The sequence below is a fragment of the Streptomyces griseomycini genome (genome assembly GCF_014203535.1).
Classification (GTDB): Bacteria; Actinomycetota; Actinomycetes; order Streptomycetales; family Streptomycetaceae; genus Streptomyces; species Streptomyces griseomycini.
Map to the genome: position 1 here is coordinate 77408 of NZ_JACHJI010000016.1, position 17904 is coordinate 95311.

17 protein-coding genes and 1 pseudogene are annotated in these 17904 nt (G+C 73.4%); 6 read left to right on the plus strand and 12 right to left on the minus strand.

Features of this window, described 5'->3' with window-relative positions; translation table 11 throughout:
• Nucleotides 1–27 precede the first annotated feature (27 nt).
• Complete coding sequence (locus tag FHS37_RS32200) at nt 28–936, minus strand: alpha/beta fold hydrolase (RefSeq protein WP_184827745.1); 909 nt, start codon at nt 934–936, stop codon at nt 28–30.
• Between the two features lie 167 nt (nt 937–1103).
• On the opposite strand from FHS37_RS32200, the gene FHS37_RS41195 reads away from it, so the two are divergent.
• Nucleotides 1104–1445, plus strand: coding sequence for a transposase (locus tag FHS37_RS41195; RefSeq protein ID WP_221500597.1), 342 nt, complete (start codon nt 1104–1106; stop codon nt 1443–1445).
• Nucleotides 1446–1832: 387 nt separating this feature from the next.
• On the opposite strand, the gene FHS37_RS32210 is transcribed toward FHS37_RS41195, so the two are convergent.
• Complete coding sequence (locus FHS37_RS32210) at nt 1833–2198, minus strand: DoxX family protein (RefSeq protein ID WP_184827747.1); 366 nt, start codon at nt 2196–2198, stop codon at nt 1833–1835.
• 60 nt (nt 2199–2258) lie between these two features.
• Between FHS37_RS32210 and FHS37_RS32215 the strand changes: the two genes are divergently transcribed.
• Both FHS37_RS32215 and FHS37_RS41350 read left to right on the plus strand, forming a co-directional pair.
• Entirely contained in the window at nt 2259–3140 is an 882-nt protein-coding gene (locus tag FHS37_RS32215) for a LysR family transcriptional regulator (RefSeq protein WP_184827749.1), read from the plus strand.
• Nucleotides 3141–3451: 311 nt separating this feature from the next.
• A pseudogene (locus FHS37_RS41350) lies at nt 3452–3820 on the plus strand (transposase family protein); the annotation flags it as partial.
• Nucleotides 3821–3964: 144 nt separating this feature from the next.
• Here the strand turns inward: FHS37_RS41350 and FHS37_RS40140 are convergent.
• The 4 genes from FHS37_RS40140 to FHS37_RS32230 form a co-directional block, all read right to left on the minus strand.
• Complete coding sequence (locus FHS37_RS40140; protein WP_229890145.1) at nt 3965–4282, minus strand: hypothetical protein; 318 nt, start codon at nt 4280–4282, stop codon at nt 3965–3967.
• Nucleotides 4279–4557 carry an MFS transporter gene (locus FHS37_RS40145; RefSeq protein WP_229890138.1) on the minus strand — a complete coding sequence of 93 codons (279 nt, stop codon included), beginning with the start codon at nt 4555–4557 and terminating at the stop codon, nt 4279–4281. Before FHS37_RS40145 ends, FHS37_RS40140 begins: the two co-directional genes overlap by 4 nt.
• A 199-nt stretch (nt 4558–4756) precedes the next feature.
• Nucleotides 4757–6148, minus strand: a complete 1392-nt coding sequence (locus FHS37_RS32225; RefSeq protein ID WP_184827751.1) for an amidohydrolase family protein — start codon at nt 6146–6148, stop codon at nt 4757–4759.
• A gap of 231 nt (nt 6149–6379) precedes the next feature.
• A complete protein-coding gene (locus tag FHS37_RS32230; RefSeq protein ID WP_184827753.1) occupies nt 6380–7135 on the minus strand; it encodes an Atu4866 domain-containing protein in 756 nt (251 codons plus the stop codon).
• Between the two features lie 352 nt (nt 7136–7487).
• Here FHS37_RS32230 and FHS37_RS32235 point away from each other — a divergent pair, with 352 nt between their 5' ends.
• On the plus strand, nt 7488–7787 hold the full coding sequence (locus tag FHS37_RS32235) for an Atu4866 domain-containing protein (RefSeq protein WP_184827755.1): 300 nt from the start codon (nt 7488–7490) through the stop codon (nt 7785–7787).
• Between the two features lie 353 nt (nt 7788–8140).
• Here FHS37_RS32235 and FHS37_RS32240 read toward each other — a convergent pair whose 3' ends face one another.
• The 3 genes from FHS37_RS32240 to FHS37_RS32250 form a co-directional block, all read right to left on the minus strand.
• Nucleotides 8141–9016 (minus strand): helix-turn-helix transcriptional regulator, encoded by an 876-nt coding sequence (locus tag FHS37_RS32240; protein ID WP_184827757.1) that lies wholly within the window; start codon nt 9014–9016, stop codon nt 8141–8143.
• 246 nt (nt 9017–9262) lie between these two features.
• On the minus strand, nt 9263–10144 hold the full coding sequence (locus tag FHS37_RS32245) for a helix-turn-helix transcriptional regulator (RefSeq protein ID WP_184827759.1): 882 nt from the start codon (nt 10142–10144) through the stop codon (nt 9263–9265).
• Between the two features lie 275 nt (nt 10145–10419).
• The gene (locus FHS37_RS32250) at nt 10420–11130 is read right to left on the minus strand and encodes a GntR family transcriptional regulator (RefSeq protein ID WP_184827761.1); all 711 of its coding nucleotides are present in this window, start codon (nt 11128–11130) and stop codon (nt 10420–10422) included.
• Between the two features lie 149 nt (nt 11131–11279).
• Here FHS37_RS32250 and FHS37_RS32255 point away from each other — a divergent pair, with 149 nt between their 5' ends.
• Both FHS37_RS32255 and FHS37_RS32260 read left to right on the plus strand, forming a co-directional pair.
• Nucleotides 11280–11702: a VOC family protein gene (locus FHS37_RS32255; RefSeq protein ID WP_184827763.1), complete on the plus strand. Its 423-nt coding sequence runs from the start codon at nt 11280–11282 to the stop codon at nt 11700–11702.
• Nucleotides 11699–12460, plus strand: a complete 762-nt coding sequence (locus tag FHS37_RS32260) for an SDR family NAD(P)-dependent oxidoreductase (RefSeq protein ID WP_184827765.1) — start codon at nt 11699–11701, stop codon at nt 12458–12460. The genes FHS37_RS32255 and FHS37_RS32260 overlap by 4 nt, the downstream gene beginning before the upstream one ends.
• A gap of 173 nt (nt 12461–12633) precedes the next feature.
• Here FHS37_RS32260 and FHS37_RS32265 read toward each other — a convergent pair whose 3' ends face one another.
• From FHS37_RS32265 to FHS37_RS32275, 3 genes are all read right to left on the minus strand, one after another.
• Complete coding sequence (locus FHS37_RS32265) at nt 12634–13779, minus strand: hypothetical protein (RefSeq protein WP_184827766.1); 1146 nt, start codon at nt 13777–13779, stop codon at nt 12634–12636.
• Between the two features lie 73 nt (nt 13780–13852).
• Nucleotides 13853–16711, minus strand: coding sequence for an ATP-binding protein (locus FHS37_RS32270; protein WP_184827768.1), 2859 nt, complete (start codon nt 16709–16711; stop codon nt 13853–13855).
• 435 nt (nt 16712–17146) lie between these two features.
• Complete coding sequence (locus FHS37_RS32275) at nt 17147–17764, minus strand: hypothetical protein (RefSeq protein ID WP_184827770.1); 618 nt, start codon at nt 17762–17764, stop codon at nt 17147–17149.
• Nucleotides 17765–17904 lie beyond the last annotated feature (140 nt).

Consider the following 17904-nt stretch of genomic DNA (forward strand, 5'->3'; position numbering starts at 1 on the left):
CTCCTTGTACAGGTGGCGGGGTGGGGATCAATCGACGTCCCTGGCCGATGCCGCAGCCCGCTCCCGCACCAGGTCGAGAATGATCGCGGCGAGGTCGGCGGGCCGGGTCATGGGGACGTTGTGGTTCGAGCTGATGTCGATCAGCCGGCGGCCAGGGACGGCGTCGACGACGGCGCGCACCTCGTCGCGGCGTGAGGCGTAGAAGCCGTCCTCGGCCAGCACGATCGTCATCGGGCAGGTGAGGCGGTCGTACACGTCCACGGCCGGGAATACTTCTGCCCCGGGGTCCACGGCAGTGACCGTCGCGACCTCCTCGACGGTCGGCCGCCGCACCCACCTGTGGTCGCGGCGCAGGAAGGAGCGCCGCGTGACCTCCTCGACAAGTCCGGGCCGTGCTCCGGCGTTGAGCCAGTCCTCTCCGGCCTCCCGCACGCACTGCTCGACGTAGGCGTGCACCTGGTCGTCGTCGGCTTTCCAGCCGTAGCGGAACATCGTCCGCAAACGGTCCGCCGCCTCGGCGGTCCGCAGACCGGCATGCTCGGCGAGTGACGCGTTGCGGTCATCGAGCACCACGCCGTCCACGACGCAGAGAGCGGCCGGTTCCACGAGACCACTGGCAGCGGCGGCCGTCACCGCGTACCCGCCGGTGGAATGGCCCACCAGCACGGGGCGGTCCCAGCCCAGCGCGCTGACGACGCTGTCGATGTCTCGCCAGTACTGCTCGGGACTGGCGGAGTCGAGCCGGGTCTGCCCATGGCCACGCAGGTCGAGGGCGATCGGACGGCACTCGCTCACCAGGTGGGACGCCACGTCCGTCCAGGCCGCAGCGTTGTGTCCGCTGCCGTGGACAAGCAGCACGCCCTCGCCGTGACCGCCGAAGTCCACACCGGACAGGACCCCGTCCACGACGGGTAGTTCGATCTCTGTTCCGGTCACCACCGCACCCTGTCTGCGAGGAGGCGGCCAGTGCAACCGCTTTTCTCACAGGGAGTCAGGGCGGGGTGCGGATTCGCTGGAACCGCGCCAGGGAGCGGACAACGCAACTGCCGCAGCGGGACAGGACCCGCCGACCCCACCGCCGCGGCGCCCGGCCGACCGCGGCCGTGATCGACGCGCGGAGCGTGAAGGCCTCGGCGAACGTGACCGAGACCAGTCAGGGCATCGACGCCGGCAAGAAGACCGAAGGGCGCGGGCGGCACGTCATCAGCGACACTCTCGGCCTGGTTCTGGCCGTGCTGGTCACCGCAGCGTCCGTGCACGACACCACCGGCGGCAAGCTCCTGCTCGACGACCTGGCCGCGGCCCATCCCAGCTGTCGAAGGTCTGGGCGGATGGCGGCTGCCAGAGCGGTCTCTTCAACCGCGGCGCCGGCTTGGGCATCGATGTGGAGGTGGTGCAGCGGCCACGGGCGAAGGGGCTCGAACCGCTGCCGAGACGGTGGGTGACCGAGCGGACCTTCGGCTGGCCGATGACGAGCCTTGCCTGGCGAGGACGGCGCCTCCCGCAACGCGTCCCAGGCGCCCTTCGCCGAGAAGTCGGTGCGCACGACGAGGGCCTCCAAAGCGCAGGGGAGCTGATTCACGCGCGGACGGTACCGCCGACCCGGTAGACCAATCGGACCACAGCACCAGGCACTCCCCTGCTCCTGGGCAGGCACTGCGGGAGCTCGGAGCGGAGTGGGCAGAGCCGGCGCGGCGGCGGCTCGCCTGCTCACCCGGCCGGCGCCTCAATCCTGGGCCACCCCGTCCTCGTAGCCATCGACACCGGGAGGGGTCACTGACCTGTCGCCGCGGAGGTTGAGTGTTCTCATCGAGCATTGAGTGGTGCCGCCGTCAGGAGGACACGGTCAAGGCCAGCGAGGCAACGGCGGTTGCGAAGTAGAAACCGGGAAACGCGAGGTTGTAGAGCACGCGGGCGCGCAGGTGGAAGGCGAGCGCGCCCAGGTAGAGCAGGACGAGGCCGCAGGCCGCGGCGGCGCCGAGGGGGCGCAGTGCGGTGTCGTAGAGACCCAGGAGGAGGCCCGCCGCACCGGCCAGCTTGAGGCCGGCCAGCCGGGGCAGCCAGGATCGGGGCACACCCACCTCCGCCGAGTTGGCCAGTACGAAGCGCGCCCCGGCGAGGTCGGCGGCGGCCATGCCGACGTTGACGGCGGCGGTGAGCAGGGTGACGATCAGGAGCGCGAGCTGGGTACCGGTCATGCCTTCAGGGTCCGCATGCCCTTCGGCACCGTCCAATACCTGCTTCTATAACCTGGTGGCATGGATGTGGACACGCGCCTGCTCCGGTACTTCGCCGCCGTGGCGGAGGAGGGCAGCCTGACCGGGGCGGCGGAGAGGCTGTTCGTCTCGCAGCCTGCGTTGACCAAGCAGATCCGGCGCCTGGAGGAGGATCTCGGGGTACGGCTCTTCGCGCGTTCGCGATCGGGGATGGCGCTGACCGAAGCTGGCCGTGAGTTCGCCTCGCGGGTTCCCGCGCTGCTGGACGGCTGGGACGAGGCGGTACAGGCGACCGGCCGGGCGGCGCGGGTGCTGCGCCTGGGCTTCCTGGACGCGGGCGCGGTGGGTGCCGTCCCCGAGGTCATCGCCGAGTTCCGCCAAGCGCGGCCGGAGTGGCGGGTGGAACTGCGACAGTTCGACTGGTCGGACCCGAGCGCCGGCCTGGCCCGGGGTGAGGCGGATGCGGCAGTGGTGCGGTTGCCGTTTCCGGGTCAGGAGAGGCTGACGGTGCGGCAGTTGTTCGTCGAGGAGCGTGGAGTGCTGCTACCGGCCCGGCATCCGCTGGCGAACAGGGAGACGGTGGAGTTCCGGGAGCTGTGGGACGAGCCGTTCGTCGCGGCCGGAGCCGAGACCGGAGCCTGGAGGGAGCACTGGCTGGCGACGGAGGAGCGGGACGGGCACCCGGTCCGGGTCGGCGCCGTCACCGGCCGTCCCGACGAGTGGCTCGGAGCGGTGGCGAGTGGCTGTGTGGCGCTGGCCCCGGTGTCGGCGGCCCGTTTCCACTCCCACCCGGACGTGGTGTTCCGTCCAGTCCGCGGGGTCTCACCGAGCCGGGTGGGGCTGGCCCGGCCCCGGGGGCGGACGCACGAAGCGGCGTTGGATGAGCTGCTGGAGGCCATCACGCAGCGGCTGCGCCGGACTTGACGACAGGGCCGACAGACCGCCTGCGCGCCGCCCGGCCGTATCGGCGCTCCTCCCGGCGGCGGCCGCGTGGAACGGCTCGTCCAGCACGAGGACACCCGCGGCGACCGCCTCGGCCGAGTGCGCATGGGCCGTGGCCGCCGACCCGATGGTACTCAAGGTTCGATGAGGACACTCAACCTTCGCTACGACGGGTCGGTCACGTGGGGGCGCAGCCGCACGGGAGACGTTGCGGGCGCCGAATAATCATCCGGCCTGGTCAAGCGGCGTGGTGGTACTCGTGGAGGCACTGTCACGTTGACTGACCGGGTGGGATGGTCCTCTGGTCGGTCAGGCGGGGAGGGGGCGTCCGTGGGCAGCGCGTCGCCGTCGTGCGAGGGCACCGGCACCCGGTCGGGATCATCGCGCACCGCGTGTGGCTGTACCACCGCTTCCCGTGTCGTTCCGCGAGGCCGAGGAACTGATGCTCGAGCGGGACGTGCTCGTCCCCTGTGAGACAGTCCGCCGCTGGTGCGCCCGGTTCGGGCAGGTCCATGCCGGCGCGCTGTGCCGCCGGCGGCCCGGCCCGGGAACGCACGGCACCTGGACGAGGGCCTCATCAAGATCAACGGAGAACGGAAGTGCCCGTGGCGGGCCGCCGGTGCCGAGGCACCGTTCTGGACGTCCTCGTACAGTCCCGCCGGGCCGAGAACCGACCTCACCACACCCGGCACCCCGCCAGGCACTCATACGCTTCACAACGTGACAGCGCCGGCGGCGGCCCTCGGGTCCACACCCGGTGGCGGCGGACCGCACACCAGTCAGGCGTTCCGTCCGGGCGCCGGTCGTCACCGGCACAGAGCGGACTGGTCTCCGATGACCGGTGGGAACGGGGCCGAGCAGAAGACCGTCCCCTCGGCCGCATCTCGGCAACCGCCTCCGCCTGCCCGGACATCGGCGTCCACTCCGTCCGACGCCCATCCGATGCCGGCCGCGACGGCCTGGGCGCCGGTCTGCACGACGGCGGCGGCGGCGGGCATGCCGCTGGTGATGCAGGTGAGGGAGGTGCTGCGGCGCTGCGGCGCGATGTGCTGGGCGACGTAGGAGAGCGCGGAGGGGGCGAAGACCGCGGCGGTCAGTCCCGGCAGGCCGCGCAGGACGATCACCGTGGGGGGTCGGGGGCGACGCTGACCGCGGTGGTGGACGTCGCGGCGGCCACGAGCCCTGTGGTGATCACGGCACGTGGTCCGTAGCGGTCGGAGAGCGGACCGGCGAGGAGGAGTCCCGCGGCGTAGGCGAAGCCGGACGCGGTCGCCGTCCAGGTGGCCTGCCGGGGTGTGGTGCCGAGCGCGGTGGCCATGGGGTGCAGCAGTGCCGGGACGGTGTGCATCTGGCCGGCCATCAGGACACCGAGCGCGGTCAGCAGGACGGTGGTCGGCACGGCCGGAGCCCGGCCCGGCGGTCGGTCGGGCGTGCTGCCGGCGGTGTGCCTGAGGGCTGGGGCGGGCTGGGACTTGGAGGCCCCGAAGAAGGGCGTGGTGACGGCCCCGTGTGCGCGGCACGGTCGACCGGGACACCGTCGGGGCAGGGGGTGCCCCCGGCCGCCGGAGAGGGGCGGCCGGGGGCTCTGGGAGGGGTGTTCAGGCGGCCGGGGTGTTCAGCACGTACGCGCGCGAGGTGTGGACCTCGCGGCGCAGGGCGGGCAGGTCGACGTCGAGTACGTGGCCGTTCCACTTGCGGGGCTCGCCGTCCACGAGGACGGCGCTGATGTTGCGGGGGTCGGAGCCCAGCACGACGGTGCCGATCGGGTCGTTGAGCGGCATGTTGTTGAGGTCCTCGGCCTGGATGACCAGCAGGTCGGCCTTCTTGCCCGGGGTGAGCGAGCCGGTGACGGCGTCCAGGCCGTTGGTGCGGGCGCCCTGGAGGGTGGCGAAGTCCAGGACGTCGTGGGTGGTGATGCGGCGGGGCTCCCGGTCGGTGCCGTAAGCGGCGTTGACGGCGCGCATCCGCTGGATGGCGTGCAGCGCCCGCATCTGCGTGAACATGTCGCTGACCAGCGCCACTTCGACATCGATGCTCAGGCCGGGGCGGATGCCGGCGGACAGGGCCTCGTCGACGGCGGGGATCGCGGTCTCCAGGCCGATCTGGGCGTCGGAGGTGGGGGCGAGCGCCACGGTGGTGCCGGTCTCCCCCATCGCCTTCCATGCCTCGGGGGTCAGTCCGGTGGCGTGGATGAGGGTGACGTCGGGGCTGAGGAGGCCGTCCTCGGCCCAGCGCAGGATCGCCTCGGAGGAGGCCGTGCCGAAGACGGCGTCCACGCTTGCTCCGATGCCCAGGTCCTCGGCGACGCGGGCGAGTTCGGGGCCGTAGGCGAGCGCCGGTCCGGCGATCTCGTCGGTGGCGAGCGTCGCCAGGCGCAGCGTCAGCAGCTGGTCGTCACTGCTGAAGTACTGCTCCTTGAGGCGGGTCAGGTCGCCGGGCCACTGCTTGTCCCAGTCGCCGAAGTGCGGGCCCATGGCGGCGTGCACGCCGCGGATGCGGGTGTCGCGGAGGGCCTCGACGGCGGCGTCGGAGTGTTCGGGGGTGCGGGAGTTGTGGGAGAAGTCGAGCATGGTCGTGATGCCGCTGTCGAGCGCGGTGAGCGCGGCCAGCTTGGTGCCGGTGTACATGTCCTCGGGCCGGTAGACGGTGGCGTAGCCGGCCAGGGTGGACATGACGTAGGCGCCGAGGTCGTCGACGTCCGGCATGATCCGGCGCAGCTGGGCCTCCCAGGCGTGCCGGTGGGTGTCGACGAAGCCGGGGCTGAGGACGGCGCCGGTGGCGTCGACGACCACGGCGTCGCCGGCGTCGAGGCCGGGGCCCACGGCGGTGATGGTGTCGCCCTCGACGAGCAGGTCGGCGTCGTGCAGGACACCGAGGGCGGGGTCCATGGTGACGATGGTCGCGCCGGTGAACAGGACGCGCCGTTCGTCCGCGGGGCGACGCCGGAGCTGGTCGAGGACGGCCGCGCTGGTGGTGTCGTTGGTGTGCATGGTGGATCTGCTTTCCGTGATTCGGGGAGGGCTGGAGGTGGGGGGCCGGGAGCGTCGGCGCTGCTCTGTTTCCACTCTTGGCCGGCCCGACCACGGCAACCAGGGCATCGTTCGCCCTGGTGCCTCGCACGCAGGATCAGGACTGTGCGGGGACACGGTCGGGAGCCGGTCGCCTGCGGGCCACGCGGGGTCAGCCGCCGTGTCCGCCGCACGGCGGCTGCGGGCCGCAGGTCAGCCCAGCTTCATGACGTAGCCCGCGTGGTGCAGTTCGTCGCCCTTGAACTCTCCGTAGGCCCAGAAGCCGAGGTCGTCCAGGTAGTCGATGCGGTCGCCGTCGATCCAGAACCGGCCCTGGTAGGCGTGACGGCGACCGCCCCGTGTCTCGTCGTAGCGGCCGTCGGCGGTGAGTTCCTGGTGCAGGAAGTCCTTCCGGTCGATCCAGACCCCGAGCCGCGGGCTGCCGGTCAGGTCCGGTGCGGCGGGGATGCCCGTCTCGGGGGCGGCGGGCCGGCCGGGTACGTCGGCACCCGCCCACCGGACGGGCCGGCCGGCTGCGACCAGCGCGCGGACCTGCTCCGGGCGGGACAGGAGGGTGGCCACCGCGCTGGGCACATCGGCGGCGAGTTCGTCGGGCACCACCAGGAAGTCGGTGGTGTTGCCCGGGGTGAGCGTCGCGACGTACTCCGAGCGCCGGCCGCGTCCGCCGGCCAGGGCGACGGTGTCCACGACGGCGGGGACGACGGTCATGCCCGTGCAGTCGACGACGATGGCGTTGTCGTCCTGTGCCGCGGTGACGATGGAGGGGCCGACACCCACGATCAGGGAACCGACGAACAGGATGTCGGCACCGGTCATGGTCCCGATCAGCGGGTCCATCGTCACGATCCGGGCGTTGGTGAACAGGACCGGACGGCCGTCGTCGTCGGAGACGATCTCGTCGAGGGCCTTCCGGTTCCAGCTCACGGTGTCGGTGTCAGTGATGGTCATGGTGTTCCTCATGGGGAGTTCGGGTCATCGGTCGGCCCGACGAGCGGAGCGAGCGCCCGTACAGGCGGGAAGCAGCCGCTCGGCGGTGGCAGCGGCTGCACGACCACCAGGTTCGTCGCGCTGCGGAACCGGAACCAGGCCGCTGTGTCCCCAGGTGTGCCGCACCCACGGTCGGCCCTGCTCCTCGCGACGGCGCCAAAGGAGCTGTCGGTGCGGAGGACGACGGGGCGGTGCCGGCCCCTCGTATCACCGGCCGTCCCGACCGCGATCGTGGGTGCACGGCCCCCAGGAACCCCGCACCTGGGGGGACGGCGGCCTGGTCGCTTCCCGCCGCGGGGCCGAGGGTGGAGCCATGACCAGCAACGACACGCCGCGCGATCCGCACCCGTACGTCGGGATGTGGGTGACCGCGGACGGCTTCATCCGCCAGGAACTGCTGCCGAACGGCCGCTACGACGAGGCCCGCGGAAGGCGCCGGAGCGCCTACACCGGCCGCTACACCGTCACCGGTGACCACATCGATTACATCGATGACACCGGTTTCACCGCCACCGGCGACATCCGTGACGGTGTTCTCTTCCACGAGCACCTGGTGCTCTACCGTGAGGGCGACGAGCGCGTCCGCCAGGGAGGCCTCCCGCCGCGCGGCTGACGGGCCACGCGGTGGTCCCCGTCACCCGCCGAGGCCGTTCATTGCGGGCGCCGGCGGAGCCGGCCGCCGCCAGGTCTCCTCGACCGGGCAGTCCGCGAGCTCCGCGGTCCGCACACCGCCGCTCTGCGCAGCAAGGCCGTGACCGGCGCCGCGATCGGCGCGGCGCCGGTCACCTTCACCAGCACTTCCCCGGCACGGACGTCATCGGGGTCCTCGTGCACCCGGACGGCTGCGGCGCGCGAGCCGTCCACCGTTCCCGCCGCTCCGGACGAGGGACGGCGTCGTGTGCCGGCGCAGGTGGCGGGGCCGTCGTCCCCGGCGCTCGTCATTGGTCTCGGCGCGTCCCGGGGAAGTCAGGTCGCGCCGAGATTCAGGCCGGGGTCCTCCCGTCCCATCTGTGGGGAGCCCCCTCGACCGGTACCGGCTCGTAGTTCGGCGAAGGCAGCCGCGGTGGCACTCGCCGGCTCGGCCTGGTAGACGACCAGCTGCTGGTGCGGGGCACCGCTGACGGTGAAGGCCGAGAACTGGATCTCCAGAGCGCCGACCTCGGGGTGTACGAGGCGCTTCGCCTGCTGGGTCTTGCCCTTCACCTCGTGTCGTGCCCACAGTCCGGCGAACTCGGGGCTCCTCGCGCGGAGCGTGTCGACGACCTCGGTGATGCGCGGGGAGTCGGGGTCGTGTCCGTAGGCCGCGCGCAGTTCGGCCGCGCACGAGCCGGCGGCCTTGTCCCGGTCCTGGTAGAAGGTACGCCCGGCCGGGTCCAGGAAGACCATGCGGGCCAGGTTGTCGAACCGCTGGAATCCGCTGTGCAGGGCCGCGGCGAGCGCGTTGTGCGCCAGGATGTCCAGGGCCGGTCCCAGGATGAAGGCGGGGGTGTCGCGCCAGCTGTCGATCAGCTGCAGGAGCTGGGGATGGACCCTGTCGTGACCGGCTGGAGCGCTGCGGCGTTCCTGGGGTGTCCGGGTGAGTCTGCGCAGGTGGTCGTGTGCCTCGTCGTCGAGGTGGAGGGCGGCGGCGATCGCGTCGGTCACCTGGGGCGACGGGCTGGTCTCCCGCCCCTGTTCCAGCCGCATGTAGTAGTCGGAGCTCACACCCGCGAGCATGGCGACCTCCTCACGGCGCAGCCCCGGCACCCGCCTGCGCCCGTACTCGGGCAGGCCCACGTCCTGCGGTTTGAGGGCTTCACGCCGTGCTCTGAGGTAATCGCCCAGGTGAGTGCTGTCGCTCATGATTCCAACCTAAACGCTGTCCCGACACCGGCGTGGCGGGTGGTGCCCTGCCCTGGCACGGGTGGTGATCTCCACGACTCGCAGTCCGGCCTACCGCGGTTTTGATCACTCGGCGCCTCTGTCGGCGGTCTCACCGGCCCGCCGGCTCCGGAGGGAGGCCGTGTGCCTCGGGGACGGCACGCCGGATCGCGAGACGGCCGCGTCCGGCAGGGGCTGCCGCTGCTCGACCACCCCGCGGGTCCTCCCTCAGTCGGAGACGGCGCCCGACGCCGCGTCCCGTGCGGGCACAGGGCCGGCGCTGAGCGAGCCGAGCAGGGTGAGGGCGTCGGCGGACGGGGTGCCCGGCTCGGCCTGGTAGACGACGAGCTGCTGGGTGCGGGCACTGTTGACGGTGAAGGACTCGTAGTGCAATTCCAGGTCGCCGACCTGGGAGTGGTGGAAGAGCTTGGCCTCCCGCGTCTTGGTGCGCACGTCGTGGCGCGCCCACAGCATGCGGAAGTCGTCGCTCTTCAGGGACAGTTCGCCTACGACCTCGCTCAGCCGCGGGTCGTCGGGGTCGGTGCCGGCTGCCCGCCGCAGTGCGGCCACGGTCGCCTGGGCGGCCCGGTCCCAGTCCCGGTGGAAGTGGCGCGCGACCGGGTCCAGGAACGTCATACGCAGCAGGTTGTCGGCTTCGGCGAAGTCGGCGTGAAGGGCGTTCGCGAGCCGGTTGCGGGCCAGGAGGTCCAGTGCGGGACTCAGGACGAGGGCGGGCGTGTCACGCCACGTGTCGAGCAGCCGCCGCAGGTGCGGGGCGACGCGTTCGACGCGCGGCGCGCGGCGCGTCCGGCGGGTGGCCGGACCGGCCACCCGACACAGGTGGGCCGCCGCTTCGTCGTCCAGCCGCAGAGCCCGCGCCACGGCCTCCAGCAGCTGCTGGGAGGGGTGCTGTTCGCGGCCCTGTTCCAGACGCGTGTAGTAGTCGGAACTCACCCCAGCGAGCGCGGCTACCTCTTCACGGCGCAGACCGGGCACCCTGCGGCGGCCGGAGGCGGGAATGCCCACGTCTTCCGGGCGTAGGCGGGCACGCCGTGCACGGAGGAAACCTCCCAGCGCGTTTTCGGCGGCGAGGTCCTTGTCTGTGTCCATGGGTTCGAGGCTAAAGCCGCGCACCGCCCTGCCCCACGGGCGAAAGGGGGCGCGCTTCACCTGGGGGCAGCGCACCCTGGACAACCGCGGTCCGGTCCGTGCGAAGTCGGTTTCGCCACTGGGCCGGTCGGCCGACGCGCGCCGGAGCAGCTTCGGACCGCGGTCACGCCCGGGCTCATGAGCCCAGTCGCCGGGAGTGCCCCCGACTGCGTCGCGGGCGGCCGGGCGCGCGGGGTGCCTGCCGGCGCCGGCGGTTGTGCGCGTACAGGGCACGCTCAGTGGTGGCCGGACGCCTCGGCACTCTTCGTCCCGGCGCAGGCCGGCAGGCCGGCCAGCAGGCTGCGTCGTGCGGAGTCCACATGCTCTTCGGCCCGGCGGGCCAGTGTTCGGCTGTCGCCGGAGCGCAGGAGAGCGGCGAGTTCGCGGTGCTCGTCGACCACGCGCGCGCGGTAGTGGTCGTAGGCTGCGTCGACGCGTCGCAGGTGGAACAGGTGCAACTGGGAGCGGATCGTGCGCCAGGCGGTGGTGAGCCTGCCGTTTCCGGCGGCGGCGTAGATCTGGTCGTGGAAGGCGATGTCCAGCGCCACCAGCCGGTGAGCGTCGCTGCCCGCGGCGATCTCGGTCGCCATCTCGGCCACCAGCTGATCCAGCCGGGAGAGGTGCTCCGCGGTCGCGGCCCGTCGCGCGGTGGTTGCGGCCAGACGGTCCAGTGCGGCCCGCAGCGCGTACACCTCCTGTACGTCTTCGGCCGTCACCTCGATGACGGTGGTACCGCGGTGCCAGCCGCCGCGTACCAGTCCCTCCTGCGTCAGCCGGGCCAGCCCTTCCCGGACCGAGCCACGGCTGACCCCGAGGCGTTCGGCCAGCTCTACTTCGCGCAGTGCGGCGCCGGGCGGGAAGTGGCCGGAGAAGATGGCCGCGCGCACCAGGTCGGCGGCTTCGTCAGCCAGGCCGCGCCGGGCCGCCCTCGGCAGTGCAGATGACATGCAACCGATGTTGACATCCGGACAATCGCCGGCGCCAGCCCGGGTCCGCGGTTCGCGGGATTCGCTACGAGCATTGTCCTAATGTTGACATCAAGACATCGCCTCGGTCAGGCTGCTGCGGTCACCGAGCCCACCGGAGGTGGACCCTGATGTCTTACCGACCCGCTGTCCATCTGGCCATCCCGGTCGACGACCTGGTCGCCGCCCGCAGCTTCTACGGGCAGGTACTGGGCCTGCCCGAGGGGCGCAGCACCGACCACTGGGTGGACTGGAACCTCGAAGGCCACCAGCTGGTGACCCACCTGGTGCCGGCCGCACCGCAGCCAACCGGCACCAGCCTGGTGGGAGATCACCCGGTGCCGATCCCGCACTTCGGTCTGCTGGTGGACGAACAGCGCTTCCACCGGTTCACCGAGCGGCTGCGGACCGCCGGGGTGCGCTTCGACATCGAGCCGCATCTCCGCTTTCCCGGTGAGCCCGGTGAGCAGTGGACCATGTTCTTCCGTGACCCCGCGGGCAACGCTCTGGAGTTCAAGTCCTTCCGTGACGAGTCGATGGTGTTCGCCCGGTGAGGGGCGTACTGGTCACCGGCGGATCGCGCGGCATCGGCCGCGCCGTCGCGATGGCCTTCGCCGCCGGTGGTGACCGCGTCGCAGTGCAGTACGCCGGCCACCGTGCGGACGCCGAACAGACCCTGCGGCAACTGCCGGGCACCGGACACACCCTGCTCCGAGCCGATCTGGGCGAACCCGGCGCGGCCGAGCGAGCAGTGGCCGAGGCGGTGGCCGCACTCGGCACAGTGGACGTACTGGTGAACAACGCGGCCGTGGCACCCACGGAAGACGCCCGGCATCCGATCGCACAGACCTCTTTGGCCCACTGGCAGCAGGTCTGGCGGCGGATGGTGGACGTCAACCTCCTCGGCGCGGCCGACCTGAGCTGGGCCACGGCCCGCCACCTCATCGGCCGGGGCGCCGGCGGTGCGATCGTGAACATCGGCTCGCGCGGCGCGTTCCGGGGTGAACCGGATTTCCCCGCCTACGGGGCGACCAAGGCGGCGCTGCACGCCCTCGGCCAGTCGCTGGCCGTGGCGCTGGCCCCGCACGGCATCGCGGTCACCTCCGTCGCGCCCGGATTCGTGGCCACCGAACGGCAGACGGCGAAGCTGTCCGGACCGGAAGGCGAGCGCCTGCGCGCGGAGAGTCCGTTCGGGCGGGTCGGCACCCCGGAAGAGATCGCCGCCACTGTGCATTTCCTCGCGTCCCCGGCCGCGGCATGGGCCTCGGGAACCATCGTCGACCTCAACGGCGCGTCCCACCTGCGCACCTGACCCCATCCGCAGCCCCGGGAAGACGACTGCACCCACGGACCCCGCCGGCCGCATTCCGGACCATCCCGACGTCACCGTTCGGCATGTCACCAGGGAACGTCCGGAGCCGCAGGCCGCGGCCGAGGCCGCCGGGCGCGTCCTGCCGTATCCGCGGGTGCCGGGCCCCGGGGCGGTCAATCCAGCAGACCGCCCAGCCACAGGACCAGCACGCCGACCGTGAACAGCACGGTGCTCACGGGCCAGGCCCAGGCCCACCGCGCCCTCCGGCTCACGGAGCCCGCGACGTGCGCCCCCACCAGGCAGAGGAGCGCCACGGCCAGCGCCACCAGGGCGGACCCGGCGAGCACCAGCCGCATGCCGACCCCTCCGCTGTCCGGGAGCACCGCCCAGACCAGCAGCCCCACCCCCAGCGGCAGGCACACGGCGCCCGCCGCGCCGAGGAGGGCACGCACCGCGTTCCTGAGCCCGGAACGGCGTTGGAGTGCCGTCGCCGTGGGCGGCGTCGAAGGTCCGGGCGGGGCCGCCTGCGGCGTACCGCGCATGACGGCGACCGCCTCTTGCGCCTCCCACTCCCGGCGCACCGGGTGCCTCTTGGGCAGATCGCGGTACTGAAGCAGACCGGCACGGATCGCCAGCAGGTCACGCTCCGGCGGCGCCTGCCGGCCCTCCCCCTTCAGACCGCGCCCGCCCCGCGCCCGCAGCAGGACCGGCTGTCCCCCGCCGGGGGGAGACAGCACACCCCCGAAGCGCGGGTCCCCCGCGAACCACGCGGGGACGGGCCCGGCGGAGCCGACCGCGGCGACCAGTACCCGCGGATGGACCAGCGCCCGGATCGACGAGCCCTCCCGGCCCGGGCCGGGCACGCTGTGCCGCCAGGTCCGCCCGGGGACCGCCGGGTCCGTCAGTCGGAAGGAGGGCCGCCCGTCCCCCTCGGCGGCCCCGTCCCGCTCGGGCAGGGCCTCCACGGCGCAGGGCTGCCACGGGTAGTGCTCCAGGACCAGCCGCGCGCGGCGGGCGTTGGCGGACGCGTGGCGGCAGTTCCACCAGTGACCGGGCACCACGATGAGCACCGTGGAGACGGCCAGTCCCAGCGTCAGCGGCCAGAGGCCGGTCGTCACCTGCAACAGCGTCAGGACCACCGCCAGCAGCGCGTACCAGCCGAGGTGACGCGCGTAGTGCAGGGACCGTGAGCGGGCCCAGGCGCGACGGGTCGGCGGGTGCGCGAACGCCGTGCCCGTGCCGTGCGGCAGGGGCGGCGACCCGGCGCCGCCCTCACCGTCGCCCTCGCCCTCACCCCGACGATGCGTGATCGACTCCATTGGTTTCCCCCATGTCCGCGGCCCGTTCCTGCGGGCCACCGTGTGGCCGCCGCCGGCCGACGGCGGCGCAGCGCTACAGGTCGGCGGGCGAGGAGCTGTCCCGGCAGGGCCAGCGGTCCGCGCCCGCGGCGTCGTACTCCCCCCGGCCGGCCGCCGACCGGGTGAGCATCCCGGTCACCTCGGCCGGCGACATCCGTCCTCCCCTGTCCAGACAGCGGGCCAGGTCGCGCGGCTCCAGCGCCTCGTGGACCTGGGTGCTCTGCCGGGCGCCGTCGACCGGGTCCATGAGCATCGGCGAGAAGCCCACGCGCGCACCGCGCTCCTCCACGACCCCCAGGAGCACGGCCCCTTCCTCGGCGTGCCCGGCCAGCGCCAGGGCGGCGGCGGTCGTGTGGGCGATCACCAGCCAGCCGGTGACGTCCTGGTCCTCCTCCAGGTCCCGCAGGGTCGCGAGGCCCGTCGTGAGCGCCTGCTCGGCCCGGCCCAGGTCGAGGTCGCTCTTCATGACCAGCCAGGACGACGAGGCCTGCACGAAGCGGTGCCCGCACGCGACGGCCAGGGTGACGGAGTGGGTCAGCACCTCGCGGGCGCGCTCGCCCTCCCCGTCGATGCGCAGCAGCATCCCGAGCACCATGAGGGCCTCGGCCTCCAGCCAGGGCTCCCCCGAGATCCGGGCCAGCTCCACCGCCGCCTCGGCCCGCCGCGCGGTGCCCGGCGTGCCGCCCATCCCCTCGAACAGCGCCCGGTACGACAGGCCCTGGGCCTCGATCACCGTGTCGCCCGCGTCGCGGGCGTGACGGGCGGCGTCCGCGGCGGCCCGCGCGGCCGTGGCGAAGTCGCCCTTGAGGTAGTTGAGCGCGCTCGTCGCGATCAGAGCGCGCGCCCGCGGGCCCGGCATGCCCTCCGGGGTGAGTTCGAGGGCGGCGCTCAGCCAGCCCAGGCCCTCGGCGACATGGCCGCTGCGGTACCAGAACCGCATCAGCGCGCCGCCGAGCTGGAGCGCGTAGGCACCGTCGCGGGCCAGCAGCGCCGAGGTGAACGCCACCCGGACCTCCGGCTGGTCGCGCGTGGTCTGCTCGGTGGCACGGGCGGCGTGCGGGCCCTCCATCCAGCGTGCGGCGGCGGCAGCGCGGGCCAGCACCCAGGACCGGTGCGCGGCCTGGGCGGCGGCGAGTTCGGCGGGTTCGGCCTGCTTGCGGCCGTACTCCTTGAGCGTCTCCAGCATGCGGTAGCGGCGCGGGGTGGTGCCGGTCTCGGCGGTGACCAGCGACTTGCGGACCAGGGCGGCCAGTTCCGCGAGGACCGGCCTGCCGCAGATCGCGGTGGCGGCGTCCAGGTCGAAGGAGCCCGCGAACACGCTGAGGCGGTGGAACGTCTCCCGCTCCGGACGCTCCAGCATCCGGTAGCTCCACTCCATCGCGGCCCGCAGCGCCCGGTGCCGCGCCGGTCCGGTCCCCGGCCCGCCGACCAGCACGGAGAACCGGTCGTTCAGGGCCGTGGATATCTGCTCGACCGACAGCACGCGGCACTGCGCGGCGGCCAGTTCGATGGCCAGCGGCAGGCCGTCCAGCTCCTGGCAGATCCGCTCGGCCACCTCCGCGTCGCTCTCCTGGGGGACCCAGCCGGGCGTGGCGGCGCGGGCCCTGGCGAGGAAGAGCTCGCCGCCCGCCTCCGCGCTCAGCGGCGGCACCTCGTAGACCGCCTCTCCGGTGATGCCCAGCGGCTCGCGGCTGGTGACGAGCACGCGCAGCCCGCCGCAGCGGGACAGCAGCTGCGCGACGGTCCCGGCCGCGGCCTGGAGCAGGTGCTCGCAGTTGTCCAGGACCAGCAGCGTCCTGCGCCCGCCCAGCACCTCCGCCAGGCGGGCCGCGCTCGCCCCGTCGCGGATGCCGAGCGCGTCCGCGACACTCACGGCCACCAGCTGCGGATCGGGCTCCTCGAGGTCCGCCAGCTCCACCAGCCAGGGCCCGTCCTCGTCGGTGCGGGCGTGCGCCACCTCCAGCATCAGCCGGGTCTTGCCGATGCCGCCCGGGCCGGTCAGCGTCACCAGCCGGTGTTCCTGGAGCAGCAGGGCGACGCGCTCGCGTTCCTCCTCGCGCCCGACGAGTCCGGTCAGCGCGAACGGCAGGTTCCGGCCCCGCGGGGCCCCGGTCGCGGCGCCGTACGCGAGGTCGCCGCCCGGAGCGGGGGCGGGCGGCGCGGCGGTCTCGTCCTGGGCCAGCACCGCCGCCTCCAGCCGGCGCAGCGAGGGGCCGGGGTCGATGCCCAGTTCCTCGGCGAGCATGCGGCGGGCGGTGCGCAGGGCCGCCAGCGCGTCGGCCTGGCGGCCCGACCGGTACAGGGCCAGGGTGAGCAGTTCCCAGCCGCGCTCGCTCAAGGGCTCCTCGGCGGTGTGCTTCTCCAGGTCGCCGATCACCGCGGCGTGCCGTCCGCGGGCGAGTTCCGCGGCGAACAGGTCCTCCTGGGCGGACAGGCGCAGGCCGTGCAGTCGGGCGGTCTCGGGCGCGGCGAAGGCGTGCCCCTCGAACTCGGCGTACGCCGGTCCCCGCCACAGGGACAGGGCCTCGCCCAGCACGGTGGCGGCCCGCTCGGGGTCACCGCCGCGCAGCAGTTCCTCGCCGCGCGCCGCCAGCACGGTGAAGCGCTCCGCGTCCAGGGCGTGCCGGCTGGTCCGCAGGGCGTAGCCGATGTGCTCGCGAACCAGGACGCCCGCGGTCCGGCCGGCCTCGCGGCCGGGCTCCAGGGCCCTGCGCAGCGCGGCGACGTACGAGTGGAGGGTGGCCGGGGAAGGGGGGCGCCGCTCGTCCCAGGCCTGGGCGATCAGCGACTCCTGGGTCACCAGTCGGCCCCGCGCGGCCACCAGCACGGCGAGCACCGCACGCTGCCGCGGTCCGCCGAGTGCCACTTCCCGTCCGTCCACCGTGGCCGTCATGGGACCCAGAACACCGATGCGGAGCCCTTCTGACATGCCCCACCCCCTCTCATGGCAGGCAAGCGTGCCAGACCAGTCGTATGCGCCGGAAACGGCGTCGCTATCCGGACACGCACGGAGGTGTGAGGGTGGTTCCCCCTCCCCCAGGCCCGCGTAGGGCGAGGGGACGGGGCGGGCGGCAACCGCGGGTCGGCGGCGGCCGGTGGCGGTCCCGGGGGCCGGTGGGAGGCGCGGCCGGGGGATCACCGGGAACCTGCCGGGAAGGTGACCCTCCGTTTGCGGCGCAGTCTCCCAGCGTTCTCCCGGAGCCGGCCCGCGCCCTCGGGGCACGGCACGCGGCGCCGCACCTCGAGCCCCAGGGGGAGGCTCGGGGCGCGGCGCCGCTGTCTCAGCGGGCTTCCGGGTTCCACGCGGGGGGTGCCGGGAAGCGCCGGCTCACTTCTCCAGGTCGGCCCGCATGGCGACGAACAGTTCGGCGGCCTCGGGCAACGTGCTGTTCGGGAAGTGGGCCACGCCGGCGGTGGTGTCGTCGGCCCAGCCGCAGATGACGTCGCCGTCCTCTGCGAGCGAGGCCAGCATGCACTCGACGGAGCCGCCCAGCGGGCCGGCGTCCTCGACCGGCTGGGCCTCGGGCTGACCCAGTCCGTAGTCCCACTTGACGTGCTCGAGCATGCCTCGCCAGAGGTGTTCGCGGCGCTCGGTGGTCTCCTCCGGCACGTTGTCGACCGCGACGACGAGGACGGGGTCCCCGCCCGCGAGCGCGTAGTTGTTCATCACCAGGTTCATGCCGTCGCGCATCTCGCCCGGGTCGACGACCACATCGCTCGGCGCACCGTCGCCGGTCACCCTGGACAGGCCGCCCGCCGTCGCCGCGTCGACCACGCGCCGCCCGGCCGCGTCGGCGGTCGGCTCGGCGCTCGCGGTCGGCTCCGCGCCGGACGCGGAGCCGGACGGGGCGACGGGAACGCCCTCGACGTCGTCGGTCCGGCACCCGCTCAGAAGAACGAGGCCGAGTACGGCCGCCGTCAGGACAAGGGAACGCTGAACGCGCATGGAAAAGGACTCCCCCCGAGGACCGGCGGTCCGCCGCCGGTCGGATCGATGCGTGGGCGGCGGTGCTCGGAGAGGCCCGCCACGCGGGGTGACGGGGCGTCAGTCCCGTGCGGCACCGGCCGCCTTCGCACCGACCGTCC